The sequence below is a fragment of the Pseudomonas sp. R151218B TE3479 genome, assembly GCF_053629195.1.
In genome coordinates, this window is the sequence record NZ_JBRJHV010000001.1 from 5,600,590 (window position 1) to 5,624,292 (window position 23,703).

23 protein-coding genes and 1 tRNA gene are annotated in these 23,703 nt (G+C 60.2%); 8 read left to right on the forward strand and 16 right to left on the reverse strand.

Translation table 11 applies throughout. From position 1 onward, the window contains the following. Positions 1 to 32: 32 nt before the first annotated feature. A complete protein-coding gene (locus tag AB7M32_RS24120) occupies positions 33 to 593 on the reverse strand; it encodes a GNAT family N-acetyltransferase (RefSeq protein ID WP_454251610.1) in 561 nt (186 codons plus the stop codon). On the opposite strand from AB7M32_RS24120, the gene AB7M32_RS24125 reads away from it, so the two are divergent. Both AB7M32_RS24125 and AB7M32_RS24130 read left to right on the forward strand, forming a co-directional pair. Further along, entirely contained in the window at positions 583 to 1,257 is a 675-nt protein-coding gene (locus AB7M32_RS24125) for a DUF3916 domain-containing protein (RefSeq protein ID WP_454251611.1), read from the forward strand. The genes AB7M32_RS24120 and AB7M32_RS24125 overlap by 11 nt on opposite strands. Continuing rightward, positions 1,257 to 2,222 (forward strand): DMT family transporter, encoded by a 966-nt coding sequence (locus tag AB7M32_RS24130; RefSeq protein WP_454252194.1) that lies wholly within the window; start codon positions 1,257 to 1,259, stop codon positions 2,220 to 2,222. The genes AB7M32_RS24125 and AB7M32_RS24130 overlap by 1 nt, the downstream gene beginning before the upstream one ends. A gap of 42 nt (positions 2,223 to 2,264) precedes the next feature. On the opposite strand, the gene AB7M32_RS24135 is transcribed toward AB7M32_RS24130, so the two are convergent. From AB7M32_RS24135 to AB7M32_RS24150, 4 genes are all read right to left on the reverse strand, one after another. Next, positions 2,265 to 3,221 (reverse strand): 2-hydroxyacid dehydrogenase, encoded by a 957-nt coding sequence (locus AB7M32_RS24135; protein ID WP_072406235.1) that lies wholly within the window; start codon positions 3,219 to 3,221, stop codon positions 2,265 to 2,267. A 94-nt stretch (positions 3,222 to 3,315) separates the two neighbouring features. After that, entirely contained in the window at positions 3,316 to 4,074 is a 759-nt protein-coding gene (locus tag AB7M32_RS24140) for an SDR family oxidoreductase (protein ID WP_103310963.1), read from the reverse strand. A gap of 21 nt (positions 4,075 to 4,095) precedes the next feature. Further along, positions 4,096 to 4,794, reverse strand: coding sequence for a fumarylacetoacetate hydrolase family protein (locus AB7M32_RS24145; RefSeq protein ID WP_207282695.1), 699 nt, complete (start codon positions 4,792 to 4,794; stop codon positions 4,096 to 4,098). Between the two features lie 102 nt (positions 4,795 to 4,896). Continuing rightward, entirely contained in the window at positions 4,897 to 6,228 is a 1,332-nt protein-coding gene (locus tag AB7M32_RS24150; RefSeq protein WP_060741315.1) for an MFS transporter, read from the reverse strand. A gap of 562 nt (positions 6,229 to 6,790) precedes the next feature. On the opposite strand from AB7M32_RS24150, the gene AB7M32_RS24155 reads away from it, so the two are divergent. Both AB7M32_RS24155 and AB7M32_RS24160 read left to right on the forward strand, forming a co-directional pair. After that, positions 6,791 to 7,726 (forward strand): AraC family transcriptional regulator, encoded by a 936-nt coding sequence (locus tag AB7M32_RS24155; RefSeq protein ID WP_454251612.1) that lies wholly within the window; start codon positions 6,791 to 6,793, stop codon positions 7,724 to 7,726. 213 nt (positions 7,727 to 7,939) lie between these two features. Then, entirely contained in the window at positions 7,940 to 8,755 is an 816-nt protein-coding gene (locus AB7M32_RS24160) for a DUF1206 domain-containing protein (protein WP_454251613.1), read from the forward strand. 7 nt (positions 8,756 to 8,762) lie between these two features. Here the strand turns inward: AB7M32_RS24160 and AB7M32_RS24165 are convergent, their stop codons facing one another. Next, positions 8,763 to 9,263, reverse strand: a complete 501-nt coding sequence (locus tag AB7M32_RS24165) for a nuclear transport factor 2 family protein (RefSeq protein WP_454251614.1) — start codon at positions 9,261 to 9,263, stop codon at positions 8,763 to 8,765. Positions 9,264 to 9,472: 209 nt separating this feature from the next. Then, positions 9,473 to 9,562: transfer RNA gene (locus tag AB7M32_RS24170), tRNA-Ser, on the reverse strand. Positions 9,563 to 9,870: 308 nt separating this feature from the next. Between AB7M32_RS24170 and AB7M32_RS24175 the strand changes: the two genes are divergently transcribed. The 3 genes from AB7M32_RS24175 (at position 9,871) to AB7M32_RS24185 (ending at position 12,656) form a co-directional block, all read left to right on the forward strand. Continuing rightward, a complete protein-coding gene (locus AB7M32_RS24175; RefSeq protein ID WP_454251615.1) occupies positions 9,871 to 10,560 on the forward strand; it encodes a crotonase/enoyl-CoA hydratase family protein in 690 nt (229 codons plus the stop codon). 267 nt (positions 10,561 to 10,827) lie between these two features. Continuing rightward, complete coding sequence (locus tag AB7M32_RS24180; RefSeq protein WP_454251616.1) at positions 10,828 to 11,550, forward strand: 1-acylglycerol-3-phosphate O-acyltransferase; 723 nt, start codon at positions 10,828 to 10,830, stop codon at positions 11,548 to 11,550. Between the two features lie 134 nt (positions 11,551 to 11,684). Then, positions 11,685 to 12,656, forward strand: coding sequence for a magnesium and cobalt transport protein CorA (locus tag AB7M32_RS24185; protein WP_060741271.1), 972 nt, complete (start codon positions 11,685 to 11,687; stop codon positions 12,654 to 12,656). Between the two features lie 174 nt (positions 12,657 to 12,830). Here the strand turns inward: AB7M32_RS24185 and AB7M32_RS24190 are convergent, their stop codons facing one another. From AB7M32_RS24190 to AB7M32_RS24200, 3 genes are all read right to left on the reverse strand, one after another. Beyond that, positions 12,831 to 13,565, reverse strand: coding sequence for an amidotransferase (locus AB7M32_RS24190; protein ID WP_207282692.1), 735 nt, complete (start codon positions 13,563 to 13,565; stop codon positions 12,831 to 12,833). Between the two features lie 88 nt (positions 13,566 to 13,653). Then, positions 13,654 to 15,798, reverse strand: a complete 2,145-nt coding sequence (locus AB7M32_RS24195; RefSeq protein WP_454251617.1) for a 3-hydroxyacyl-CoA dehydrogenase NAD-binding domain-containing protein — start codon at positions 15,796 to 15,798, stop codon at positions 13,654 to 13,656. A gap of 24 nt (positions 15,799 to 15,822) precedes the next feature. Next, positions 15,823 to 17,028, reverse strand: a complete 1,206-nt coding sequence (locus AB7M32_RS24200) for an acetyl-CoA C-acetyltransferase (RefSeq protein ID WP_060741268.1) — start codon at positions 17,026 to 17,028, stop codon at positions 15,823 to 15,825. 610 nt (positions 17,029 to 17,638) lie between these two features. On the opposite strand from AB7M32_RS24200, the gene AB7M32_RS24205 reads away from it, so the two are divergent. Continuing rightward, positions 17,639 to 18,451 (forward strand): c-type cytochrome, encoded by an 813-nt coding sequence (locus AB7M32_RS24205; protein WP_454251618.1) that lies wholly within the window; start codon positions 17,639 to 17,641, stop codon positions 18,449 to 18,451. A gap of 126 nt (positions 18,452 to 18,577) precedes the next feature. On the opposite strand, the gene AB7M32_RS24210 is transcribed toward AB7M32_RS24205, so the two are convergent. The 6 genes from AB7M32_RS24210 to AB7M32_RS24235 form a co-directional block, all read right to left on the reverse strand. Further along, complete coding sequence (locus tag AB7M32_RS24210; protein ID WP_072406261.1) at positions 18,578 to 19,384, reverse strand: transglutaminase family protein; 807 nt, start codon at positions 19,382 to 19,384, stop codon at positions 18,578 to 18,580. Next, entirely contained in the window at positions 19,381 to 20,331 is a 951-nt protein-coding gene (locus AB7M32_RS24215) for an alpha-E domain-containing protein (protein WP_454251619.1), read from the reverse strand. The genes AB7M32_RS24210 and AB7M32_RS24215 overlap by 4 nt, the downstream gene beginning before the upstream one ends. 9 nt (positions 20,332 to 20,340) lie before the next feature. Beyond that, the gene (locus AB7M32_RS24220) at positions 20,341 to 21,750 is read right to left on the reverse strand and encodes a circularly permuted type 2 ATP-grasp protein (protein WP_454251620.1); all 1,410 of its coding nucleotides are present in this window, start codon (positions 21,748 to 21,750) and stop codon (positions 20,341 to 20,343) included. A 383-nt stretch (positions 21,751 to 22,133) separates the two neighbouring features. After that, positions 22,134 to 22,475 (reverse strand): ribonuclease E inhibitor RraB, encoded by a 342-nt coding sequence (locus AB7M32_RS24225; protein ID WP_003179463.1) that lies wholly within the window; start codon positions 22,473 to 22,475, stop codon positions 22,134 to 22,136. Positions 22,476 to 22,676: 201 nt separating this feature from the next. Next, positions 22,677 to 22,913 (reverse strand): hypothetical protein, encoded by a 237-nt coding sequence (locus AB7M32_RS24230; RefSeq protein ID WP_072406264.1) that lies wholly within the window; start codon positions 22,911 to 22,913, stop codon positions 22,677 to 22,679. 140 nt (positions 22,914 to 23,053) lie between these two features. After that, on the reverse strand, positions 23,054 to 23,662 hold the full coding sequence (locus AB7M32_RS24235) for an START domain-containing protein (protein WP_072406266.1): 609 nt from the start codon (positions 23,660 to 23,662) through the stop codon (positions 23,054 to 23,056). Positions 23,663 to 23,703: the final 41 nt, after the last annotated feature.

Sequence of the window (23,703 nt, forward strand, 5' to 3'; positions counted from 1 at the left end):
CGTTCGATGGATTGCTCTGGGCGGCGCGGGAATCAGGTGTTCGATAAAGCTTTCGCTTTAAACCACGCCTCACGCGTCATCTCCCAGACCTCTTTAAGCAGACGTCCACAGACAAAGTCCCCCTGCTGAGTCGCGATCATGCGCATGCCTTCGCGCTCCGAAACCCTGCGCGAAGCCAGGTTGCCCACCGCCTTGGGCACTTGCATGACCGGACGTCCCAGGGTTTCAAACCAATAGGCGTTGATCGCCTCGCACGCTTCGCGCATGTAGCCTTTCCCCTGCCATTGCGGCGCCAGCCAGAAACCTCGGTTGTTGCCAGGCTGGTCGTAGAGGCTGATGCTGCCGATGCTCTGTGGCGGATCGTCGGCAATACGGATCATCCAGTGCCACTCGCGCCCGGCGGCGACAGCGGGGAGCGCATGGTCGCGCACGTATGTCAGCGCGCCGTCATCCGGGTAGGGCCAGGGCACGCGACGGTCCAGGTAACGGACCACTTCCCAGTGCGGGAATAGCTGTTGAATCGCCGGAGCATCCGCCAGTTCAAGGGGTGTGAGGATGAGGCGGCGGGTTTGGAATGTGGGAATGGGTTCCAAGGTGAATTCCTTTTCTAACGTTATGGCATCCTGCGAAACGGATGCTGCCCGCGTAGGGCGGAAAAACCAAGTTGCACACTCAACCACGGCGAACTCCAATCACATCGTTTCGCGGCCTACACTGGATGCGCTCAGTTCCATTGAACCGCATAAGGACATCACCTTGCGACAAATTGCCCTCAGCGACAGAAAACTCCGAGGTATCCCCCGCCGTCTCCGAGCGCTGGAGCGCTGGGCCGCGAAATTTAACGGCAGGTTCTACCCTCACATCCATAAAAGCGAGCGCTACGCGCATTGGAAAATCCCAGTCATCAATTCACTTGTCCAGGGTCCACAAGCACACATCGAAGTGCAGGCCTTCTGTATTCAACAGTTGCTAGAAGCAGCCGCCCATCTTTCCCGTGCGGCGGATCGCAGCCAAGGCTACTACCGTGTCGCCTGCCTGCTGGTTTGGCCCTTTGTTCACCAAAGTGAAGTCACGGTGTTCTACGACCGTGATTACTACTTGAGCTTCCTGGGACAACACAACACTCTTGCACCGCTGCGTTTGAGCGACCGACTTGCTTTGAATGTGCCCGAATCCTTCATCGAACATGGGCACGATGTAACCCAGAGCGATGATGAAGTCGACGTTCATTGGTGGTGTATCGGGGAACCTGCGTGATAGTGAAGCCCCATTCAAACCTCATCACCGGATTGGCCCTCGCGGTAGTCGCGACACTGAGCTGGGCGTTGAACTTCATTGCGCCCTACGTCACCGGCGACTACACGATCTATGACTTGATGATCGTAAGGTTCCTGATCGCCGGTGCCCTGGGCCTGGGTGTCGTGCTGCTCTATCGGACCCAGTTGCGGCTGCTGCGCCGTAATCAGGTGCTGCTGGCCGCAGGCCTGGGCGTGGTCGGCTACCTCGGCTATAGCGCCTGCATCGCCGCCGGCATCATTTTCGGCGGGCCGGTGCTGACCCCGGCCTTTATTGGCATGGTGCCGGTCTTGCTGGCATTGCTGGGCAACGCCACGACCAAAACCCTCCAATGGCGCAAACTGACGATCCCCCTGGTTTTTTTGACGGTGGGTCTTCTGCTGTCGAATCTCGGCGCTGTCCATCAACCCGTTGCAAGCGAGGGCTCGTGGGCGATGGGCTTGTTGTTTTCAATCGGTGCCGTGGTCTTGTGGCTCGCATTCAGTTGGTTGAACCAGCACGCCCTGCTGACGCTGCCCCCACACGCGTCAGGGGCCTGGACCGGCCTCATGATGGCTGGCGCCGGAGTCGGCACCTTGTGCTTGTTACCGGCGGTACAAGCACTCGATCTGCTCAAACTGCCGAGCCTGGGGTTTAGTATTTCCGTTGCGGGGGGGTTGTATCTCTGGGGTTTCATGATTGCGCTGATGTCATCCGTTGTCGGGGCCTGGGCTTGGAACGCCGCGTCCCGGCGTTTGCCCATGGTGCTTTCCGGGCAATTGATCGCCTTGGAGTCGCTGTTCGCGACGCTACTTGGCTTGTGGTTTCATGATCGGCTGCCGACACTTCTGGAGACGTCAGGTCTTGCGGCTGTGCTTGTCGGGGTGATCATGGCGGTACGGATCATCCTGACGACTCGGGGATCGACAACCGGCGCAGCCTCTTGATCAGCCGACACTATTTCAACAACATCCTCTGCAATGTGCGCCTCACCCCGTCACACACCCCTGCGCAACCTTCCCGGCAAAACTGTCCACCAGACTCGCCACCACCATCTCCCCCATCCGCGTGCGGGTCTGCAACGTCGCACTCGCCCGGTGCGGTTGCAGCACCACCTGCTCATTGCCAAACAACGCCTCGGGCACGTGTGGCTCATCGACAAACACATCCAGCGCCGCACCGGCGATTTCCCCGGCGTTCAGCGCCGCCACCAGGTCGGGCTCGTTGACCAGTTTGCCGCGGGCCACGTTGATCAGGTAACCGCCCTGGCCCAAGGCGCGCAGCACCTCGGCATCGATGATGGCTTCAGCCTTGTCGGCGGCGGCCGCGAGGATCAAGGCGTCACTGTCGCGAGCCAGTTGCTTGAGGTCGGCGACGAAGGTGTGGTTCACGTCGCTCATCGGTTGCAGATCGGTATAGCTGATCGGACAGCCGAACGCGGCGGCGCGGGTTGCCACGGCGCGACCGACCCGGCCCATGCCGACGATGCCGATGCGCATGCCGGACACTTGCCGGGCCAATGGCAACGGAGCCAATGGCGTCGGGCTCTGGGGCCATTGGCCGGAACGCACGTAGCGATCACCAGTGCACAGCCCTCGGCACACGGCAATCAATAGGCCGATCGCCAGGTCGGCGACGTCTTCGGTCAGCGCGCCGATGGTGGCGGTCACGCGAATTCCACGATCCCTGGCGTAGGCCAGGTCCACCGCATCGGTGCCCACGCCGTTGACCGCCACCACCTCCAGTTGGGGCAGTTGTGCCATGAGTGCCTGGCTGATGCCCGTATGCCCACCGGTAATCACACCGCGAATGTTGGCGCCGTGCTCTTGTAGATAGGCTTGTTTGTCAGCCTGTTCGAAATAGCGCCGTACCGTGAACAGCTCGTTGAGCCGGGTATTGATTTCAGGGATCAGGATCGGGCTGAGCTGCAAGACTTCTGGCTTCATGTAGACCTCGTAACGGAATAGGAAAAACTGATTCAAGTGCAATCAGGCATGCTCGCCACGAATGCACCGCCTCCAAAATGAACAGCGCCCAGGCTCAACCGCGACCGGCAAACGGCATGGCCGTGGCCATGACGGTCATGTTCAAGACGTTGGCCGACAACGGCAGGCCCGCGATGTAGCGCACCGCGTCGGCCACGTGCTTGACGTCCACCATCGGCTCCACCGCAATGCTGCCGTTGGCCTGCCGCACACCCTTGGTCATGCGCACGGACATTTCGGTGAGGGCGTTGCCGATGTCGATCTGGCTGCAGGCGATGTTGTATTCGCGTCCGTCCAGGGCCAGGGATTTGGTCAGCCCCAGCACCGCGTGTTTACTGGCGGTGTAGGCGCTGCTGAACGGCCGTGGGGTGTGGGCCGAGATGGATCCGTTGTTGATGATCCGTCCACCCTGGGGCTGTTGCCGACGCATCAGGCCGAAGGCACCACGGGCGCACAGGAAAACGCCGTTGAGGTTGGTGTCGATCACGTTTCGCCATTGCTCGAACGTGAGCTCATCCAGCGGCACGGCGGGTGCATTGACGCCGGCGTTGTTGAACACGACGTCCAGGCGTCCGTAGGCCTCGGCGATGGCGGCAAACAGTGCATCGACACTGGCCGGATCGCGCACATCGGTGGGCACCGCCAGGGCTTCGCGTCCCTCGCAGGCCGCCAACTCGACCAATGTCTGCAAGGGCTCGGGGCGGCGCCCGGCCAGTACCAGCGTGTAGCCGTCGGCCATCAGCCCCAGGGCCACCGCTCGGCCAATCCCGCTGCCAGCGCCAGTCACCAGAGCCACTTTCAATGTGTTGGACATGTGGATTCTCTCTTCTCGAATTCAGTCAGATGAACGCGGACCGACGCGCATTTCCAGTTCGCCGATGCCATCGATGCCGGCCGTGATGACATCCCCCGGCTGCAGCACATCGACGCCTGCCGGGCTGCCGGTCATGATCAGGTCGCCAGCCCGCAGCGCCACCGATTGGGAAATGCGGGCGATCACTTCACTGACCGACCAGATCTGGCTGTCGAGGCTGTCGCGCTGGCGCTCCTGACCGTTCACGTTCAGCCACAACTCGCCTTCGGGGTGCCCCGCCCGCGACACCGGCACGATGGCCGTCATCGGCGCGGCGCCGTCAAACACCTTGGCGCCCTCCCACGGCAAACCGTTGCCCTTGGCCAGGCGCTGGACATCACGCCGGGTCAGATCCAAACCCGCCGCGTAGCCCCACACATAGGCCAGCGCCTGGCTCTCAGGGATGTTGGCGCCGCCCTCCCCGATGGCCACGACCAATTCGATTTCGTGAGCGAACTCCTCGGTCACCGATGGAAACGTCACGTCACCGACCGCCTCCACCACGCAACTGGCAGGCTTCATGAAAAACACGGGCGGGACTCGGGATTCACCCTGGGTATCGGGCCAAGGGTAGTTGCGACCGACGCAAAAGACCCGGCCGACGGGAAAACGCTGCGGGGTGCCGACAACCGGTAGGGTCACTGGCAGGTCCGGGGTAAAGACATACTCGGGCATGTTCATCCTGATAAAAGTCCTGATGGAAGCGTCAGCGTACGGCGGCAATCCCTGGCTAAGTTGGAGGAATGCCGCCTCGTGTTGGAGAAAAACAGCTTTTTCCCGAGCTCAGCGCGCCTTGAGTTCAATGCGATACAAACGGCCAAGCAGCAACGAATAGGACAAGGTGCCGATCAGCGCCACACCGCCGATGAACCAGAAGGCCAAGGCAAATGAGCCGGTCTTGTGGACGATCGCGCCAATCACGATGGGGGTGACAATCCCGCCGATGTTGGCCGCCAGGCTGGTGATCCCGCCGGTCAGCCCGATCAGCTCCTTGGGCGCCACTTCCGACACCGCCGCCCACGAGGACGAAGCGATGCCCTGGGCAAAAAAGGCAATCGTCAGCACGGCGATGCAGATCACGTTCGAATCGGTGAAATTCACCAGCACGATGGACATGCCCAGCATCGACCCGACCACCAGCGGCAACTTGCGGGCAAAGGACAGCGAATAACCGCGGCGTATCAGCAGATCGGAGACGATTCCGGCGAGCAGGATCCCCACTGTCGCGCCCACGAACGGCAGCACGGCGAAGATCCCGGCCTTGATCATGGTCAGTTGACGCTCTTCGATCAGGTACGTGGGGAACCAGGTGAGAAAGAAGTACAGCGCCGAGGTGCTGGCGAACTTACCGATGCAGATCGCCCAGACCTGCCGATAGCTGAACAGCTCGGCGATCTGCCGCCAGTTGAACCGGGTTCGCTCTTGGCTGCTCTTGACCAGCCCGCCCCCGGCTTCGATGTACTTGAGTTCTTCCTTGCTGACTTTCTTGCAGTTCATCGGGTCGCGATACAGGAACAGCCAAGCCACACCGAAAACGATGCCGAGCGCACCGGTGCTGTAGAACACATGGCGCCAGTCGTAGGTAGTCGCCAGCCACAGCAGCGCACCGGTAAACAGCGCCGTGCCCAGGTACTGGCCGCAGACGTAAATACTGCTGGCGAGACCCCGCTCGCGCGCCGGGAACCACACCGTGACCGCCCGGCTGTTGGCCGGAAACGCCGGCGCTTCCATCGCACCGACGGCCAGGCGCAGACCGAACAACGAAGCGAAGCCCGTGGCAAAGCCCTGGCACACCGTGACGGTCGACCAACTGATCAGTGACACCCCGTAGGTGAACCGGGAACCGAAGCGATCGGCGATGAACCCGGCGGGTACCAGCGCAATGGCGTAGGTCCAGGCAAACGCAGAAAAAATCAGACCCATCTCAATCTTGTCCAGGCCCAGGTCCTTGGCGAGGAAGGGTGCGGCAATCGAAATATTCACTCGATCGATGTAGTTGATGATCGTCGCGATCAGCAGCAACGACAGCATGAACCAACGCCGCCGCGACGGCAGGCGCTCAGGCACCACGGCGTCCCGGGCGCTGGCAATTTGGGAGGTGTGGGAATTCGACATGGTGGACCTCATTATTGTTAGAAGCGTCGAAATGTTTACGAGCAGCCGAAGCCAATGCCCTCGATGCCGGGGCAGAACAAGCGCTACAGGAATGAGAGGCGAACAGCCGGTGTCAGGTGTTCAAAGAGGCCTTGCGACAGGATCTGTCGCAGGAGCGCTCGGGAGGGTCAGCGTGGAACAGGAACAGGCTCATGATGTGCGCACCTTTTGATTGTTTTTGGATGAAGGGTCGGGTTGCGTGGCCCAACAGTGGTCGTACAACCACTCAAAATCAACTGAGGTGTTAGATCATTTTTCCCGGTTGAAACAGCGCCCAAGAAACCTGTCCAAAAAAACAAGATCGCTGAGTTTTTTAGAAGCGCTTTCTAAATACATATAAGCAACTGTTTTTAAATGACAAATACTCCAAATACGAATTTGTCGTTTTGGACAACCAGCCGTCCTCCTCGGGCTAGAGAAAATTCAGTCTCGACACCCCGTCATCGTATAACGCCTTGAAAAACGGCCAGATGCACCGTCACAATCGTCGTCACCGCCATGCCCCGCAGAGGATTCCCAGGAGATGTCATCACCGAGCCGAGTCCCCACCTATGTCATGCAGCAACGCAGCGAATTGACGGACTTCTACATTCGCGACAAAAAGGGCCGACGCGCCGAAACCAGCCCGCATCGCCATGAGTACTTCCAGATCCAGATCAACCTCGGTGGCGACACCGTGCAACACATTGGCAACGTAGAGCGTCCGTTCCCCCGTAACACCCTGGCCTTCATCCTGCCTCACCGCGTGCATGTGATTCCGCACCCGGCAGACAGCAACTTCATGGTGATCAATTTTTCCCAGACGTTCCTGTTGCCACATTTGCAGTGCGACCCGATGGACCTGGAAGAAGTCTCGATTCTGCTGGCGCCGGAACTCTCGCCGTTTCGTTTCCAGGAGCATCTGGACTTCATTCTCGGCGACGACGATTTCGCCAAGGTATGCACGTTGATCACGCAGATGCGCGCACTGGACGAGAATCGACAATTCGGTACCCGCGAGATGCTCAAGGGCTTGTTGCTGCAACTGATCGGCAGCGTCTGCGCCTTGTACGCCGAGCCGCTCAAGCGCTTGGCCGAAGAAAACGCCGCCGAAGTCAGCCGACGCGATGCGCTGGGCCGGATGTCCGAATACCTGCGCAAGAACATCGCCGACCCGGACCTCAACCTGATCAAAGTGGCTGCGGCGACCTACCTGTCGCCGACCTACCTGACCCACTGGCTGCGCAAGGAAATCGGCAAGACCTTTACCGAACTGGTGCTCGAACGTCGAATGCATGCGGCGCGCAATTACTTGCTCAATGGCACACGGCCTGTGGGCGAAGTGGCGAGGTTGTGCGGGTTTGCCGACGAGGCTTATTTTTCCAGGCGTTTTCGCCAGATACATGGACAGCCGCCGGGGCAGTTCAGGCGCCAACAGTTGAATCCGGACAGTCCGCAGTTGCCGCTGAACAATGGCTAGGACTTCCAGACCATGAGTCGGCGTAGCCAGGTTATCTGTATCGCCTTCCTGTGAGTGCTTCGCACTCAAGCGGGAGCAAGCTCCCTGGCCACGGATTCATGCACTCTAAAGATCAGCGCAGGATCAACGCCGCCGCTACCGCGATCACACTGATCGAACCCACTCGCCATGCCATGGGTCTGCTTCTGTATGTCCTCTTTGGAATCTGCTCCTATGTCCCCACACCAAAGCCTCGTTTTCCTGGCACGAGGCGGCTACGCCGCTCGAGGCGTTATTTACCTGATCATGGGTATCTTTGCCCTGCTGGCGGCTCGCGACTCAAGCAACCCGAAAGACAGCCACAGCAGCCTGGAAACGCTATTGAGCCAACCTTTCGGCCACGCCCTGGTGGGTCTGGTGGTGATGGGCCTGCTCGCCTTCGCCGGATGGCGCGTGTTGCAGGCCACTCGCGACGTCGATCATCACGGCAAGGAACTCAAAGGCCTGGTGATCCGCGCAGGCTTGCTGGCGGGCGGGCTCATCAACGGCGCGCTCGCATTCTTCGCGTTAAGCCTGCTCGTCAGCGGACTGAAAAGCTCCGGCGGCTCCGGTGGCGGACAGACCCAGGACCTGCTGGCACGCCTGCTGTCCTGGGACCATTCGAACCTGTTGATCTATCTCATCGCCCTGGTGCCCTTCGGGGTGGGCATCGCTCACATCATCAAGGGGTGGAAGGCGACGTTCGAGAAGTACTTTGAAGCGGACGAAGACGTCATGCGCTATGTGCGTCCGGTATCGCGCTTCGGTCTGATCGCCCGTGGCGTCGTCTTCATTGAAATCGCCCTGCTGCTGATCATCAGCGGCTCGACCTACAAGGCCATGGACCCACCCGGCATGAAAGACGCCCTCGATGCGCTGCAGAACCTGCCGGCTGGTGGTGTGCTCTTGATGGCGATGGCGCTGGGTCTGATCGCTTTTTCGGCCTACAGCTTTGCCGAAGCCGCCTGGCGCAAAATCAACATGGATGTGCCTGGAATGTCGGACACATAGCGCTGACTTATTTCTTCGCAGGTTCTACGCGGCGCATAAGATCGTTCAACGCGTAGGTGTCCAGAAAGGCCTGTACCTCGATGACCTGGCCGTCCTTGAATGTCATATGCCACAAGTAAGTGTTGCGGTAAGGCTTGCGATCCAGGGCCGTTGCCTCACCGTTCCACAGCACCACCACGACATCGTCCTCGGCGACAATGCTTTGAACAGTGGGGGAAATAGGCGTCGCCAGCCGGGCACTGATCGGGCGTACGGCTTGTTCCATAAAATCTGCCTTGCTGTTATACACGCCTGAAACCGGGCTCGATCCGCTGACAGTCCATACGGCGCCGGGCGCCAGCAAGTCGAATACCGTGCCTTTGCCCTGCTGCCAGTTCATGAACGCTTGGCGAACCAGATCCGTATTGGCGTGAGTCGCTGTTTCCGATGCCCAGACGGGGCTCGATGAAACGATCCAGGACAAAGCAACAACCTGAAGGCTCGAAGCCAAACTCATCCGCGTAGTCATGATGTTTCCTCTCCAACAATGCAGTCGATAAAGGGGAACCTTAACGGCATGCGCTTGGCGGCTGTTGCTCGATGCTGTTGCAGATTTGCCTGATGCTGTTTGGCGAAGGGTCTGGGCGGATATTGTCGATATCGCTATTTTTTCAGACGGCAGAAACCACAAACCCCCGACTTTCTCTAGGAAAATCAGGGGTTTGTGTTTGCAGAATGTGGCGGTGAAGGAGAGATTCGAACTCTCGATACAGTTTCCTGTATACACACTTTCCAGGCGTGCTCCTTAAGCCACTCGGACACTTCACCGTATCTCGGCAAACTGTTCAGTCTGTCGAGGCGCGCTAATGTAGTCGAAAGCTTTTCCGATGGCAAAGGGTTTTTTCAGAATTTTCATGCGGTTAAGCTTGGTTGGGCATTTCAAACGCGTCTGGGCAGGGCAAACCGGCCAATCTTCGGGGCTGTACAGGCAATGCTCTATAGATGAAGGCTTGGCGGGATGGGCGGGCCAGGCGGTTTACGGGGCTTGGGACTGACCGGTGAGTCAGTCACGGTGCTTTACCTGGCCTGCGGCGGTGGGTAACGTCTGCGACACTTCTCTTACAAGGAATAGCGTCATGAGCGACTTGATTGCCTACCATCTCGAAGACGGTATCGCGACCCTGACCTTGAATAACGGCAAGGTCAATGCCATCTCGCCGGATGTGATTGCCGCGTTCAACGCTGCGCTGGACCAGGCGACGGCGGATCGGGCGGTGGTGATCATTACCGGGCAGCCGGGGATTCTGTCGGGTGGCTACGATCTGAAGGTGATGACCGCCGGTCCCAAGGAAGCGGTAAGCCTGGTCACGGCCGGCTCGACGCTGGCCCGTCGCCTGTTGTCGCACCCCTTCCCTGTCGTTGTCGCTTGCCCGGGGCATGCGGTGGCCAAGGGTGCGTTCCTGCTGCTCTCGGCGGACTATCGCATTGGTGTGGAAGGGCCGTACAGCATTGGCCTGAACGAAGTGCAGATCGGCATGACCATGCACCACGCCGGTATCGAGCTGGCGCGTGATCGCCTGCGCAAGTCGGCGTTTCACCGCTCGGTGATCAATGCCGAGATGTTCAACCCCCAGGGCGCTGTAGATGCGGGTTTCCTCGACAAGGTGGTGTCGGCAGAGGAACTGCAAGGTGCGGCCTTGGAAGCAGCGCGTCAGTTGAAGAAAATCAACATGTCCGCCCACAAGAATACCAAGCTGAAAGTTCGCAAGGCCCTGCTGGAGACGCTGGACACTGCGATTTTGCTGGATCAGGAACATATGGGCTGACGCTTGTAGGCGCTGTCGAGCGGAGCGAGTCAGCGCCTACGAGCCCGGCGGGAGCAAGCGCCCTCATCACAGATGTCCCCCTCCCTAGAGCGTGGCTTTTTCCTACGCGCCTCGTTTAAAAGTCCGCAACCGCTCTAGGCCGCTTCCCTCACGCAATGTGGAAACATGCGCTTAAACATCGTCCATTTCCTACCTCTATAGGGGCAATTGCCGAAAACAGTGCACATCCGTACACTGCGCCACCTTTTGTCCCGATGGGGCCTGTAGATGCTGTTTGTATTGCGTATGTTGTTGATGGGCCTGCACTTTGTCCTGGCGGGTGTGCTCGGGGTGATTCTGGGTCTGTGCAGACCGTTCAATCCGGACAACAGCCGTTTATGCGCAAGGCTGTACGCTTTGCCGGCCATGTGCATCTTGCGCCTACGGGTCCGGGCGCAGGTCGACAGCCTAGTGGATAAGCCCAACGGCTGCGTCATCATCGCCAACCATCAATCCAACTATGACTTGTTCATGTTCGGCAACGTAGTGCCACGCCGTACTGTGTGCATCGGCAAGAAGAGCCTGAAATGGGTGCCGCTGTTCGGGCAGTTGTTCTGGCTGGCGGGCAATGTGTTGATCGACCGTGGCAACGCGATCAAGGCACGACGGTCAATGTTGACCACCACCCATACGTTGCAACACGAGGACACCTCGATCTGGGTTTTTCCAGAAGGCACGCGCAATCTGGGCGAGGATCTGCTGCCATTCAAGAAAGGCGCATTCCAGATGGCAATCGCCGCCGGGGTCCCGATTATTCCGGTGTGCGTCAGCAGCTACATCAAACACATGCGCCTCAATCGCTGGCGCAGCGGTGACATCCTCATACGCTCGTTGCCGGCGATTCCTACGGCCGGATTGAGCATGGATGACATGCCTCGGCTCATCGCCCAATGCCGTGAGCAGATGCGCGAATGCATCGCGGCAATGGACCGGCAGTTGCAAACTGCCTAATGGAAAGCCCGCCCCTCGGCGGGTTTTCTTTTGCCGCCGAACTCCGCAGATTTTGCTGACTCTCAGGCTACAGGGCGCGCTAAGCTGGACATTGCCCGCTACTGCCATTTTCCAATAAGAAGTGAACCACCATTATGGGTAGAGTCGTTGCTGCTGCGGTTTACAGCGCCGGTAAGAAAATCACCAACATAACCCTCGACGAAGGCAGCGCCTGGGCTGCCAAACCTGGTCATTTTGTGTGGATCGGTCTTGAAGAGCCCAGTGCCTTGGAACTGACCAACCTGCAGCGTCAATTCAACCTGCACGAATTGGCCATCGAAGACGCCATGGAGAAACACAGCCGGCCCAAGTTGGAGACCTTTGGCGATGCGCTGTTTATCGTCACGTATTCGCCGATACGCAAGGACGGCAAGCTGCAGTTCATCGAAACCCATATCTTTGCCGGCAAGGGCTACATCATCACCGCCCGCAACGGTCATTCAGCCTCCTACGCCCACGTCCGACAGCGCTGTGAGGCTCGTCCTATCCTGCTGGAGCACGGCGAAGACTTCGTGCTCTACGCCATCCTCGATTTCGTGATCGAAAACTACCAACCGGTGGGTGAAGCCATTCACGCCGAGATCGATGAGCTGGAGCGCAACGTGCTGTGCAGCGCCCTGAATGAGCGAGACATCCAGAACCTGCATAGCTTGCGTCGCGATGTATTGCGCCTGCGTCGTTACGCGGCGCCCATGGTGGAGATCAGCGAGGAGCTGCAGCGGCTGGACTTCCCCTTTATCGACAAGAACATGGGACCGTATTTCCGCGACGTGCAGATCCACGTCACGCGGCAAATGGAAGACTTGGCCACCTTGGCGGACATCGCCAGCCAGACCATTGAAATCGGGGTGCTGCTGGAAGCCTCACGCCAGAGCGTGGTGCAGCGAAAATTTGCAGCGTGGGCGGCGATTCTGGCATTCCCCACCGCGGTGGCCGGGATCTACGGGATGAACTTCGAGAACATGCCGGAGTTGACCTGGCACTACGGCTACTTTCTGGTGCTCGGATTCATCGGGGTGGGATGTACGGCTTTGTGGGCGAGTTTCAAGCGGTCGGGTTGGCTGTAAGCCTGTTCTCCTGGGGAGCTGCGCGGCCTGCATCGCGAGCAGGCTCGCTCCCCACCGCTCATCCCCTGTGGGCGCGAGCTTGCTCGCGATGACAGCGGCACATCCGACATCAACGCCAAACTGATCCACCGCTATCGCGAGCAGGCTCGCTCCCACATTGGAGAGGGGTGATCGTTAGCCTTGGGTAGTTTCGGCCTGCGGCTTGTGTGCGACGAAACGCATCATCCACTCCGCCACCGTGGTGCCATGATGCTCGTGGGCCAGGCTCGCCACGCCCTGGCTGTAGATCTGCTCGCCGAGGTGTTGCTGACGAATCTCCAGCAAGGCCCGGGAGTAATCGTGGATGAACTCCGGATGGCCCTGGAAGCACAGCACCTGGTCGTTGATGTGATAGGCGGCGAACGGGCAGAAATCGCTGGAGGCGATGACGGTCGCGCTTTCTGGCAGTTGGGTGACCTGGTCCTGATGGCTGATCAGCAAGGTCAGCTCTTCCATTACCGGGCTCATCCACGGCGCCTTGGCGGCGAGTTTGTAGCGATGGGTACCGACGCCCCAGCCTTGGGTGGCGCGCTCGGTCTTGCCGCCCAGCAACAACGCCAACAACTGATGGCCAAAGCACACACCGAGCAATTTATCGCCCCGCTGGTAGCGCTCCAGCAGGTAGGTCTTGAGTGTTTGAATCCAAGGGTCGGTGCCGAAGGAGTCAGCCTTGCTGCCCGTCACCAGATAAGCGTCGAACACCTCGTCATCGCTGGGGTAATGCCCCTCCATCACGTTGTACACGATGAATTCGGCCGCGATGGGCTGCTGTGAAAACAGGCGCTGGAACATCTGCCCGTAACCCTGATATTGGTCGACCAGTTCCGGACGCAGGATATCGGTTTCCAAAATGCAGATGCGTAGCGACATAAAAAATACCTGACACGATGATGGGAATATTGCACACCCCAGAGCCTGCCCTGAAACACGGTTCCAAGGCAAGCCCCTCCCCGATCTGTCAAAACAGTTCGTGCCGGGCGGCTTTCTCCAGCAACAAGGCCGGCGGTGAGAAACGCTCACCGTATTGCTCGGCCAGATACTGGGCGCGACCGACAAAGTCTTGCAGGCCGTACTGGTTGATGAACTGCAACGTACCGCCGGTCCAGGCCGCGAAGCCAATGCCAAAGATCGAGCCGATGTTGGCATCAGCCGTCGACGTCACCACCCCCTCTTCCGCGCAGCGCACGGTCTCCAAGGCCTGGATGAACAGCAGGCGATCACGGATATCCTGGGGCGAAATCTGCCCATCGGCTTGCTCGAAGCGGCTCTTCAGCTGCGGCCACAGGTACTTCTGCCCGTTGGCCGGGTATTCATAAAAACCGGCGCCGGCGGCCTTGCCCGGCCGCTTGTATTCCTTGAGCAGCAAGTCAATCACGGCGAATGCCGGGTGCTCAATCGGCGTTTTCCCTTCTGCGTGCAGGTCCTTGGCGGTTTGCGCGCGGATATGGCTCATCAGGCTGAGGGAAACTTCGTCAGAGATCGCCAGAGGCCCGACCGGCATCCCGGCCTTGCGCGCTTCAGTCTCTATCATTGGCGCACTTACGCCCTCGCCGAGCATGGCGATGCCCTCATTGGTAAAGGTGCCGAACACCCGCGACGTGAAGAAACCGCGACGGTCGTTGACCACAATCGGCGTCTTGTTGATCTGCAGGACAAAATCGAAACCCCGAGCCAGGGTGGCATCACTGGTACGCGCGCCCTTGATGATCTCCACCAAGGGCATTTTTTCCACCGGGCTGAAGAAGTGCAGGCCGATGAACTTCGTCGGGTCCGGCACGGCCATGGCCAGCCCGGTGATGGGCAAGGTCGAGGTGTTGGAAGCGATCACCGCGTCGTCGCCCGCCACCGCCTGGGCCGCAGCCGACACGCTGGCTTTGAGGGCGCGATCTTCAAACACCGCTTCGATGATCAGGTCGCAACCGGCCAGGTCAGCATTGTTGTCGGTGGCTTGAATCCGCGCCAGCGTGGCTTCGCGCTGCTCGGCCGTGAGCTGGCCGCGGGCGACCTTTTTATCCAGCATCGCCGCCGAGCGGGCCTTGCCCTTCTCGGCGGCCGCCAGGTCGACGTCCTTGAGAACCACGGCAATGCCGGCCACGGCGCTGACATAGGCGATTCCCGCCCCCATCATGCCCGCACCGAGCACGCCGACTTTTTCCGTCAGATAAGGCGCCACACCTTGTGGGCGAGAGCCACCGGCCTTGATCTCGTTGAGCTGGAACCAGAGCGTACCTATCAGGTTCTTCGCCACTTGACCGGTGGTCAGTTCGGTGAAGTAGCGGGTTTCGATCAGGTGCGCGGTGTCGAAATCCACCTGAGCCCCCTCCACCGCCGCGCAGAGGATTTTCTCCGGTGCCGGCAGGCAGCCCTGGGTCTTGTTGCGCAGGATCGAGGGGGCGATCGCCAGCATTTGCCCGACTTTCGGGTCGGATGGCGTGCCGCCCGGGAGCCGATAGCCTTTTGCATCCCAGGGTTGCACGACGCTGGGGTTGGCCAGAATCCAGGCCCGGGACTTGGCCAACAGTTCCTCACGATCCTTGGCCAGCTCATCGATCAACCCGGCCTGCAGCGCTTGTTGTGCACTGACCTTCTTACCTTCGAGCAGATACGGCAGGGCCTTTTCCAAACCGAGCAGGCGCACCATCCGCACCACCCCGCCGCCCCCCGGCAGCAGCCCGAGAGTGACCTCCGGCAAGCCGAGTTGCACCGATGACTGCTCCAGCGCCACGCGATGATGGCAAGCCAGGCAGATCTCCCAACCACCGCCGAGGGCCGCGCCATTGATGGCCGCCACCACGGGTTTGCCCAGAGTCTCCAAGGCTCGCAGTTGCGCTTTAAGCAGCAGGACCATGTCGTAGAACGCCTTGGCCTCGGGCTTGCCGACCTTGACCAGTTCATTGAGATCACCACCGGCGAAGAACGTCTGCTTGGCCGAGGTGATGATCACACCGGCAATCGCGTCCTTTTCAGCCTTCAAACGGGTGACGCAAGCGGCCATGGCTTCGCGGTAGCGCGCATTCATGGTGTTGGCACTCTGGCCCCGCATGTCCAGGGTCAGGACGACGATCCGGTCCTGGCCGATTTCGTAACGGATGGCAGCGGTCATGAAAAATGTTCCTTGAAGTCGGGCTCAGAGGCGTTCGATGACGGTGGCAATGCCCATGCCGCCGCCGACACAGAGGGTCGCCAGGCCATAGCGCAGGCGACGCGCCTCCAACTCGTCGAGCAACGTGCCAAGGATTGCGCAGCCGGTGGCCCCCAAGGGATGCCCCAGGGCGATGGAACCACCGTTGACGTTGACCTTGGCGGGGTCGATGGCCATGTCCCGGATGAACTTGAGCACCACCGAGGCGAAGGCTTCGTTGACTTCGAACAGGTCGATGTCCTCCACCCGCAGCCCGGCCTTGGCCAGGGCCTTGCGGGTGGCCGGCGCCGGGCCGGTGAGCATGATGGTCGGGTCGGTACTGGTGACGGCCGTGGCGACGATCCGGGCCCGGGGTTGCAGGCCCATGGCGCGTCCCTTGGCTTCGGAACCGATCAACATCAGCGCCGCGCCGTCGACGATGCCGGAACTGTTGCCCGGCGTGTGCACATGATGGATGCGTTCGACATGGCTGTAGACCCGCAGCGCCGTGCCGTCGAAGCCCATCTGGCCCATGGCTTCGAAACTCGGCTTGAGCTTGCCCAGGCCTTCGAGGGTGGAGTCGGCGCGGATGAATTCGTCGTGGTCCAGCAACACGATGCCATTCTGGTCCCGCACGGCGACCAGGGATTTATCGAACGAACCGTCGGCCCGGGCGCGTGCCGCTTTTTGCTGGGAGTGCAGTGCGTAGCGGTCGACGTCCTCGCGGCTGAAGCCTTCCAGGGTGGCGATCAGGTCGGCGCCGATGCCCTGGGGAATGAAGTGGCCCTGCAGGTTGGATTGCGGGTCCAGCGCCCATGCACCGCCATCGCTGCCCATGGGCACCCGGGACATGGATTCGACGCCGCCGGCCACCACCAGGTCTTCGAACCCGGAACGCACCTTCATCGCCGCCAGGTTCACCGCTTCCAGGCCCGAGGCGCAAAAACGATTGAGTTGCACCCCCGCCACGCTGACATCCCAATTGGCCACCAACGCAGCAGTCTTGGCGATATCGGCACCCTGCTCGCCCACAGGCGTCACGCAACCGAGCACGATGTCGTCGACCTGACTGGTGTCCAAATCCATGCGCTGGCGCAAGGCACTGAGCAGGCCCCCCATCAGGTTCACCGGCTTGACGCTGTGCAGGGCGCCATCAGCCTTGCCCTTGCCACGAGGCGTGCGTAATGCGTCGAAAATCAAAGCTTGGGTCATGACATCCTCGAAACCACGGGGGTAATGCGATGCCTCCAACCATAAGCCCAGCGGCGCCGGATTCAATGACCACAGCGCTCAATGGCGTTGACGGCCACGCTCAGACGAACGGTAGCGAGCTATCGGGTTAACCGATTCAGGAGGGCAAGCTGTCTAGCAAAAGGGCCAGCAGGAAGGTGGCAATAGGCCTCATACCGTTTTAATAGCGATATTTAGCAAGTTGATACGAATTGGATCTAAGCCAAGGCGGCCGCGGCCCCTAATGTAATCCTTGTACAAGTTAGTCGTCGGGTTTTGCCGAGGCGCTTGTCGGAACAGGAAGTGCAACGCCAGCCGTCATGGATATGCAGGCTGGTTTTCAGGACATAACAAAAAAGGCGGATCAGCCATGTTCAAACATTCGAAAGTTCGTCAAGCCGGACTCATTCTTTTTGCCACGACGCTGCTGTTGATTTTGCCGAATATCACCAAGGTGATTGGCTGAATCCTGCGCGGAGGCACCTGCTTCATCCAATACGTTGTGTCGCCAAAAAATGTGATGGGTTCACTGTTCGAGCTGCGATGGCTGTGCCAATCTTTGCGGCCCCCCTCGACATGGAAGGCGATCGACTTGAAAGCTCTTATTGTGTTCGGGGCGTTGCTGCTCAGCACGCCTCTTTATGCCGCGCAACTGGTGCTGGAGTTGGGCGCGAGCACGCGTACCTGGCAAACCGAAGAACTGCTCAAGCATCCGGACGCTCAAACGGTCCAGATTGCTGAGGACGTTTCCTACAAGAAACCCATGAGTTATCGAGCCGTGCCGCTGACGTCCCTGTTGAGGGGCATCCACCCGGACGACCACCTGCAGGCCGTTGCCCTGGACGGCTTCGCTGCCGAGATGCCCGCGGCGCCATTACTCAACAAGAACGGGGCCCGGGCCTGGCTGGCGATCGAGGACCCGGCCAAGCCGTGGCCGGAGCTGGGGGAAGGCAAGTCCAGTGCCGGGCCTTTCTATCTGGTCTGGACCGACCCGCAGGCTGGCCGCATCAGCCCGGAACAATGGCCCTATGCGGTGGCGAGCATCAAGCGCCTGTCGGCGGTGGCTGAACGCTTCCCGGCCCTGCTACCAGCGCCCAACCTGGCCAAGGACGACCCGATCAATAAAGGTTTCGAGCTGTTCCAGAAGAACTGCCTGGCGTGTCATCGGCTCAATGGCGCTGGCGATGCACAGTTCGGTCCTGACCTGAACATCCCTTTCAATCCCACCGAATACTTCTCCGGGAATTTCCTCAAGCGCTACATTCGCGACCCGCAAGGCCTGCGACACTGGCCCCAGGGCAAGATGCCTGGCTTCTCGGCAGCGGTGTTGCCGGATTCGGACCTGGATTTGCTGGTGGGTTACTTGAAGCATATGGCGGGGCGCAAGCAGCCGCTGGCTCCATGAGATCGCTTTTGTGGCGAGGAAGCTTGCTCCCGCTCGAGTGCGAAGCGCTCGCAAGCTCGTCAAGGGGCTGCTGCGCAGCCCGGCGGGAGCAAGCTCTTTCGCCATAGAAGCTCGTTCGCCAGGTGATTACTGGATTTGCACAGTGATCGCTGGGGCGCCGGGGGTCTCGATCATCCTGGCATGCATCTGCTCGCCACCACCGCCGCGGCGCATGCCACGCACCGGGCAGGCGTCCAGGTAATCCAGGCCCACGGCCAGTTTCAGGTGGCGCTCCGGGCGAGCCAGTTGGTTGGTCACGTCGAAGCTGTACCAGGCGTCGTCCAGCCAGGCCTCTGCCCAGGCATGGCTCGCCAGGTGCTCGCTCTCTTCGCTGAACAGATAACCCGACACATACCGCGCCGGCACGCCCAGGCTACGAGCGCAGGCCAGGAAGGCATGGGTATGGTCCTGGCACACCCCGCTACGACCGGCGAACGCCTGGGCTGCACTGGTCTCGACTGCCGTGGTGCCAGGGGTGTAGATCATGTGCTGGTTCAACCCATGCATCAGGTCGATCAACGCTGTGCGGTCGCGACGCTGCTGGCATTGCTGCGCGGCGAAGGTTCGAAGGGCCTCGTCCGCCTCGGTCAGCCGGGTGAAACGCAGGAATGGCAGTGCCGACTGGCTCTCGTGTTCGGCTTCGCGCAACGGATCGATATCCACCTGTCCGCGGGCGCCGATGATGACCGTTTCGTGGGGTTCATCCAGGGTCAGCACATGCAGGATGTTGCCAAACGGATCCAGCTGCGCCCGCACCGGCCGTGGCAAATCAAGCTGCCAGCTCAGCACATGCTGACGTTCGCTGTCGTGGGGCGTCAGGCGCAGGTACTGGATGCTGGCACGAACCTGATCTTCATAGTGGTAGGCCGTTTCGTGGCTGATCGAGAGTCTCATATGACCTCCAGGTAGGAACTGTGAATGGTGTTGCCCAGTTCACGGACCAGTGGGATGAATTCGGTGAGCCAGGCATGCAGGCCCCCATCGAGGATTTCGTTGATGCCGGTGTAGCGCAGGCGCGCGTCCATTTCCGCCGCCAGCCGTTGTGCCTGCCGACCGTTGGTGCCAGGCAGGCTCGCGAGGATCTGGTCGATTTCTTCGGTACAGGCACGCAGCGAGCGCGGCACGTCGGCGCGCAACAGCAGCAACTCAGCCACATGGCGAGCGCCCGGGGCCTCACGGTAGATCTCGGTGTAGGCCTCGAAGGACGACAAGGCCCGCAACAAGGCGCTCCATTGGTAGTAGGCGTGGGCCGTGCCGTCGCTGACGGCGTCGGCCTGGTCGCCGGCCATTTCGTAGCGGGCATCGAGCAAGCGCAGGGTGTTGTCGGCCCTTTCGATAAAGGTCCCCAGGCGAATGAACCGGAACGCGTCGTTACGCATGATGGTGCCGTAGGTCGCGCCACGAAACAGGTGCGAGCGCTCCTTGATCCACTCGCAGAAACGGCTCATGCCGTAGCGATTCAAGCCTTGCTCGCCGATACCGCGAATTTCCAGCCAGGTGGCATTGATGTTTTCCCACATGTCGGCGGTGATCCGGCCACGTACCGCATGGGCACTGGCCCGCGCGGAACCCAGACAGCTGTAGATGCTGGCCGGGTTGGCCGCTTCCAGGGCAAAGAAATGCAGCAGGCGCTCGGCGTGCGGATCGCCGTGTCGCTCCCGGTAATCGTCCAGGGTGCCAGTGATCAGCAATGGCATGGCCAGTTCGTGCAGACCGTCGCCACGCCCGTCCTGGGGCATCAGTGACAACGAATAACTGACGTCGAGCATCCGCGCGAGGTTTTCCGCCCGCTCCAGGTAGCGCGACATCCAGTACAGGTCCGAGGCGGTTCTACTCAGCATGGCAGCTCCTCAATCCTCGACCACCCACGTGTCCTTGGTACCGCCGCCCTGGGATGAATTCACCACCAGGGAGCCTTCGCGCAGCGCCACCCGTGTCAGCCCGCCAGGGACCACGCGGGTCTCGCGTCCGGCCAGCACAAACGGGCGCAAGTCGATGTGACGTGGGGCGATGCCGTTTTCGACAAAGGTCGGGCACGTCGAGAGCGACAGCGTCGGCTGGGCGATGTAGGCGTGCGGCTTGGCTTTGATCCGCTCGCGAAAGGCATCGATTTGCGCGGCCGTCGCGGCCGGCCCCACCAGCATTCCATACCCCCCGGAGCCCTGGGTTTCCTTGACCACCAGGTCGGGAAGATTCGCCAGTACATGGGAAAGCTCTGCAGGATTACGGCACTGCCAGGTGGGAACGTTCTTCAGGATCGGCTCTTCGTCCAGGTAAAAACGGATCATGTCGGTGACGAACGGGTACACCGACTTGTCGTCCGCCACACCCGTGCCGATAGCATTGGCCAGCACCACGTTGCCGGAACGGTAGGAGGACAACAGCCCCGGTACGCCGAGCATCGAATCCGGATTGAAGGCCAGTGGATCGAGGAACGCGTCGTCGAGGCGACGGTAGATCACATCCACCGCCTTCGGCCCGTCGGTGGTGCGCATGAACACTTTGTCATCCCGCACGAACAGGTCGGCGCCTTCCACCAACTCCACGCCCATCTCCCGGGCCAGGAATGCGTGCTCGAAAAATGCACTGTTGAAACGCCCCGGCGTCAGCACCACGACGCTGGGGTCGTCCAGCGGACTGGAGCTTTTCAGGGTGTCGAGAAGCAGGTTCGGATAATGATCGATGGGGGCGATGCGTTGGGCGGCGAACAGTTCGGGAAACAGGCGCATCATCATCTTGCGGTCTTCGAGCATGTAGCTGACACCGCTGGGCGTACGCAGATTGTCTTCGAGCACGTAGTAGGTGCCGTCACCGTCGCGTACCAGGTCGACACCGCAAATGTGCGCGTAGATGTCACGGTGCAGATCGAGCCCTTGCATCGCCAGTTGGTACTGCTCGTTGGCCAGCACCTGTTCGGCGGGGATGATGCCGGCCCGGATGATCCGTTGTTCGTGGTAGAGGTCGGCCAGGAACATGTTCAGCGCCTTGACCCGTTGAATGCAGCCACGTTCGACCACCCGCCATTCGCTGGCCGGGATGCTGCGCGGGATCGTGTCGAACGGGATCAGGCGCTCGGTGCCCTGCTCGTCCCCGTAGAGCGTGAACGTAATGCCGGCACGGTGAAACAACAGGTCGGCTTCGCGCCTGCGTTGCGCCAGCAGTTCGTCAGGCGTGTCGGCCAGCCAGCGGGCAAACGCCTGGTAGTGCGGGCGGATCTGGCCGCCAGCATCGTACATTTCATCAAAACCGCTGCGGATCATGCCGTACTCCTTGTCACCCTGGCAGCAAGGCATCGCAAGCCCCGTGCCATCGGCATAAACGCTTTATGATCAACGGGTTGGAATCGCTAAGGAGAGGCCGCGCACTTTTATAGTGCGGCAAATGCCCCCAACCCGCTGCCCCCGCTTCATTGCGACGCAGGGGCGTCGCTCTCCTGAGCATAGCCATGGAAAAACGAAGCGGCTTGATCTGGATACAGTTAGGTACAAAACCTGGGGAAGTGATTGCGGGGGTCAGCTTGCATCGCGGTTGAATGTGCCGATGCTATCGCGAGCAAGCTCGCTCCCACAGGATTCTTGGAAGTTCCAGACATGAAAACGGCCGACACAAAGGTCAGCCGTTGCTGTGGTTGCGGTGAGGACTGTCAGGCCTGCAGGCGCCGGATCTCTTGCTTGACGCCCCAACCCTCGATAACCCCCCCCAAGGGTTCGACAACTGCCTCGAAGTCTTGCTCGAAGTCGCCAATATCATCGTAAGTGGCGTACATCACCCGGCTCAGTTCCAATGACCAAGCCCCGTCGTCCCGTGCACTGATCTGCGCATTCAACGATTCGCCCCGAAAATGACCTGCCGCCCTGCGCGCCCGCTCCTCGTCCGGGAAAATGGCGTAGAACTCAATGGGATGGAATCGGGAAAAATCGAAACCGCCTTCTTTCATGCGGCGCAATACGCTGGTGCTGATGTCTTCTTGATAGGCTGTGCTCATGAAACGTCCTCCTAAAACCGATGGATAGACTTTCCGTCTTCCCGTGCGTGAAGCCTTCAGGCTGCAAGCGATACGGCATCAAATGGCCGTCGGGACACAAGCATGTAGCTGACAAGACCGGACCTTGGCGATCCTTTCGCTGATCTCAATTGCAGAGTAGCCGCAAGTGGTGGCCACTGCCAAGCGAGACCAGCCACCGTTTCATGAAATCGGTGTAATGCTGAGGATTTCGATACTGTTTTGGGACTTGAGATTCTTGACTGTCGGGTCTTCGGTGCGATCCACCAAGTCGTTGAGGTCCAATTGGCTGAGCACTGGTAGCAACCTTTCACGAATCAGTTGGGCGGCCTGCTCCATGGTGGGTTTGTGGTCATAGTCGAACTGCTCGACGGTGGTTTCACCGTGATCGTCAATGAAAGTGATTTCCCACTTTTGCATCAGTGTCTCCTTGATCAATTCAGGGCCTGGCTTACCTTTATCTCGACATTGAGGGGCGGACAATCGTTCCGCTGGGTGCTTGGACGGCACACATGAAAAGACCGCCTCGGGGGCGGTCTCTTTTGTGCGGCCTTGGCCAATCACTTTTCGGCGCGTTCCTTCAGGGCCTTGAGGGTGTTGAACGGCGCGTCCACCACGAACTTGTTCGCCAGCCAGGACGGCACGTCACCGCCCGGTTCGGTGTGAACCTGATAAACCACTTCAATCTGGTCCGCGCCCTTTGGCGTGAATTTCCAGAAGCCGTCGACCTGGGCCACCCGTACGAAACCTTGCTCTTCAGGCAGGTACGTCGGCACACCCTTGAGCTTGCGGGTCAGGCTGCCGTCGGCCCCCTCCTCGGTGGTGACTTCCAGCACCGAGTCCCGCGGCGTCACCGGCCATGGCGTGTTGAATTGGGTATAAGTCCAGCTCTTGTCGCCTTCGTGCTTGAGCAGTTTCTGGCTCTTGCACTCATGAATCCAGGCGCAGGCGCCGGGAACGTCTTCCTGCAGGGCCCGCAGCTTGGCCATGGTGGTCTTCATCACCGTCACGCCGCGATAGGCCTTGTACTTGGAGCCCCCCACTTCACTGAGGGAAACCTTGATACCTTCCTTCTCCTTGGCAACCTGCCAGTCCTCTGCCTGGGCGGTGGCCGTCGCCAGCAATACGGTCAACCCACACAACACAGCCATACGATGCAGCGAACCCATAGTTTTTTCCTTATTGTCCAAGTTCGTTCATTTCGGATCTG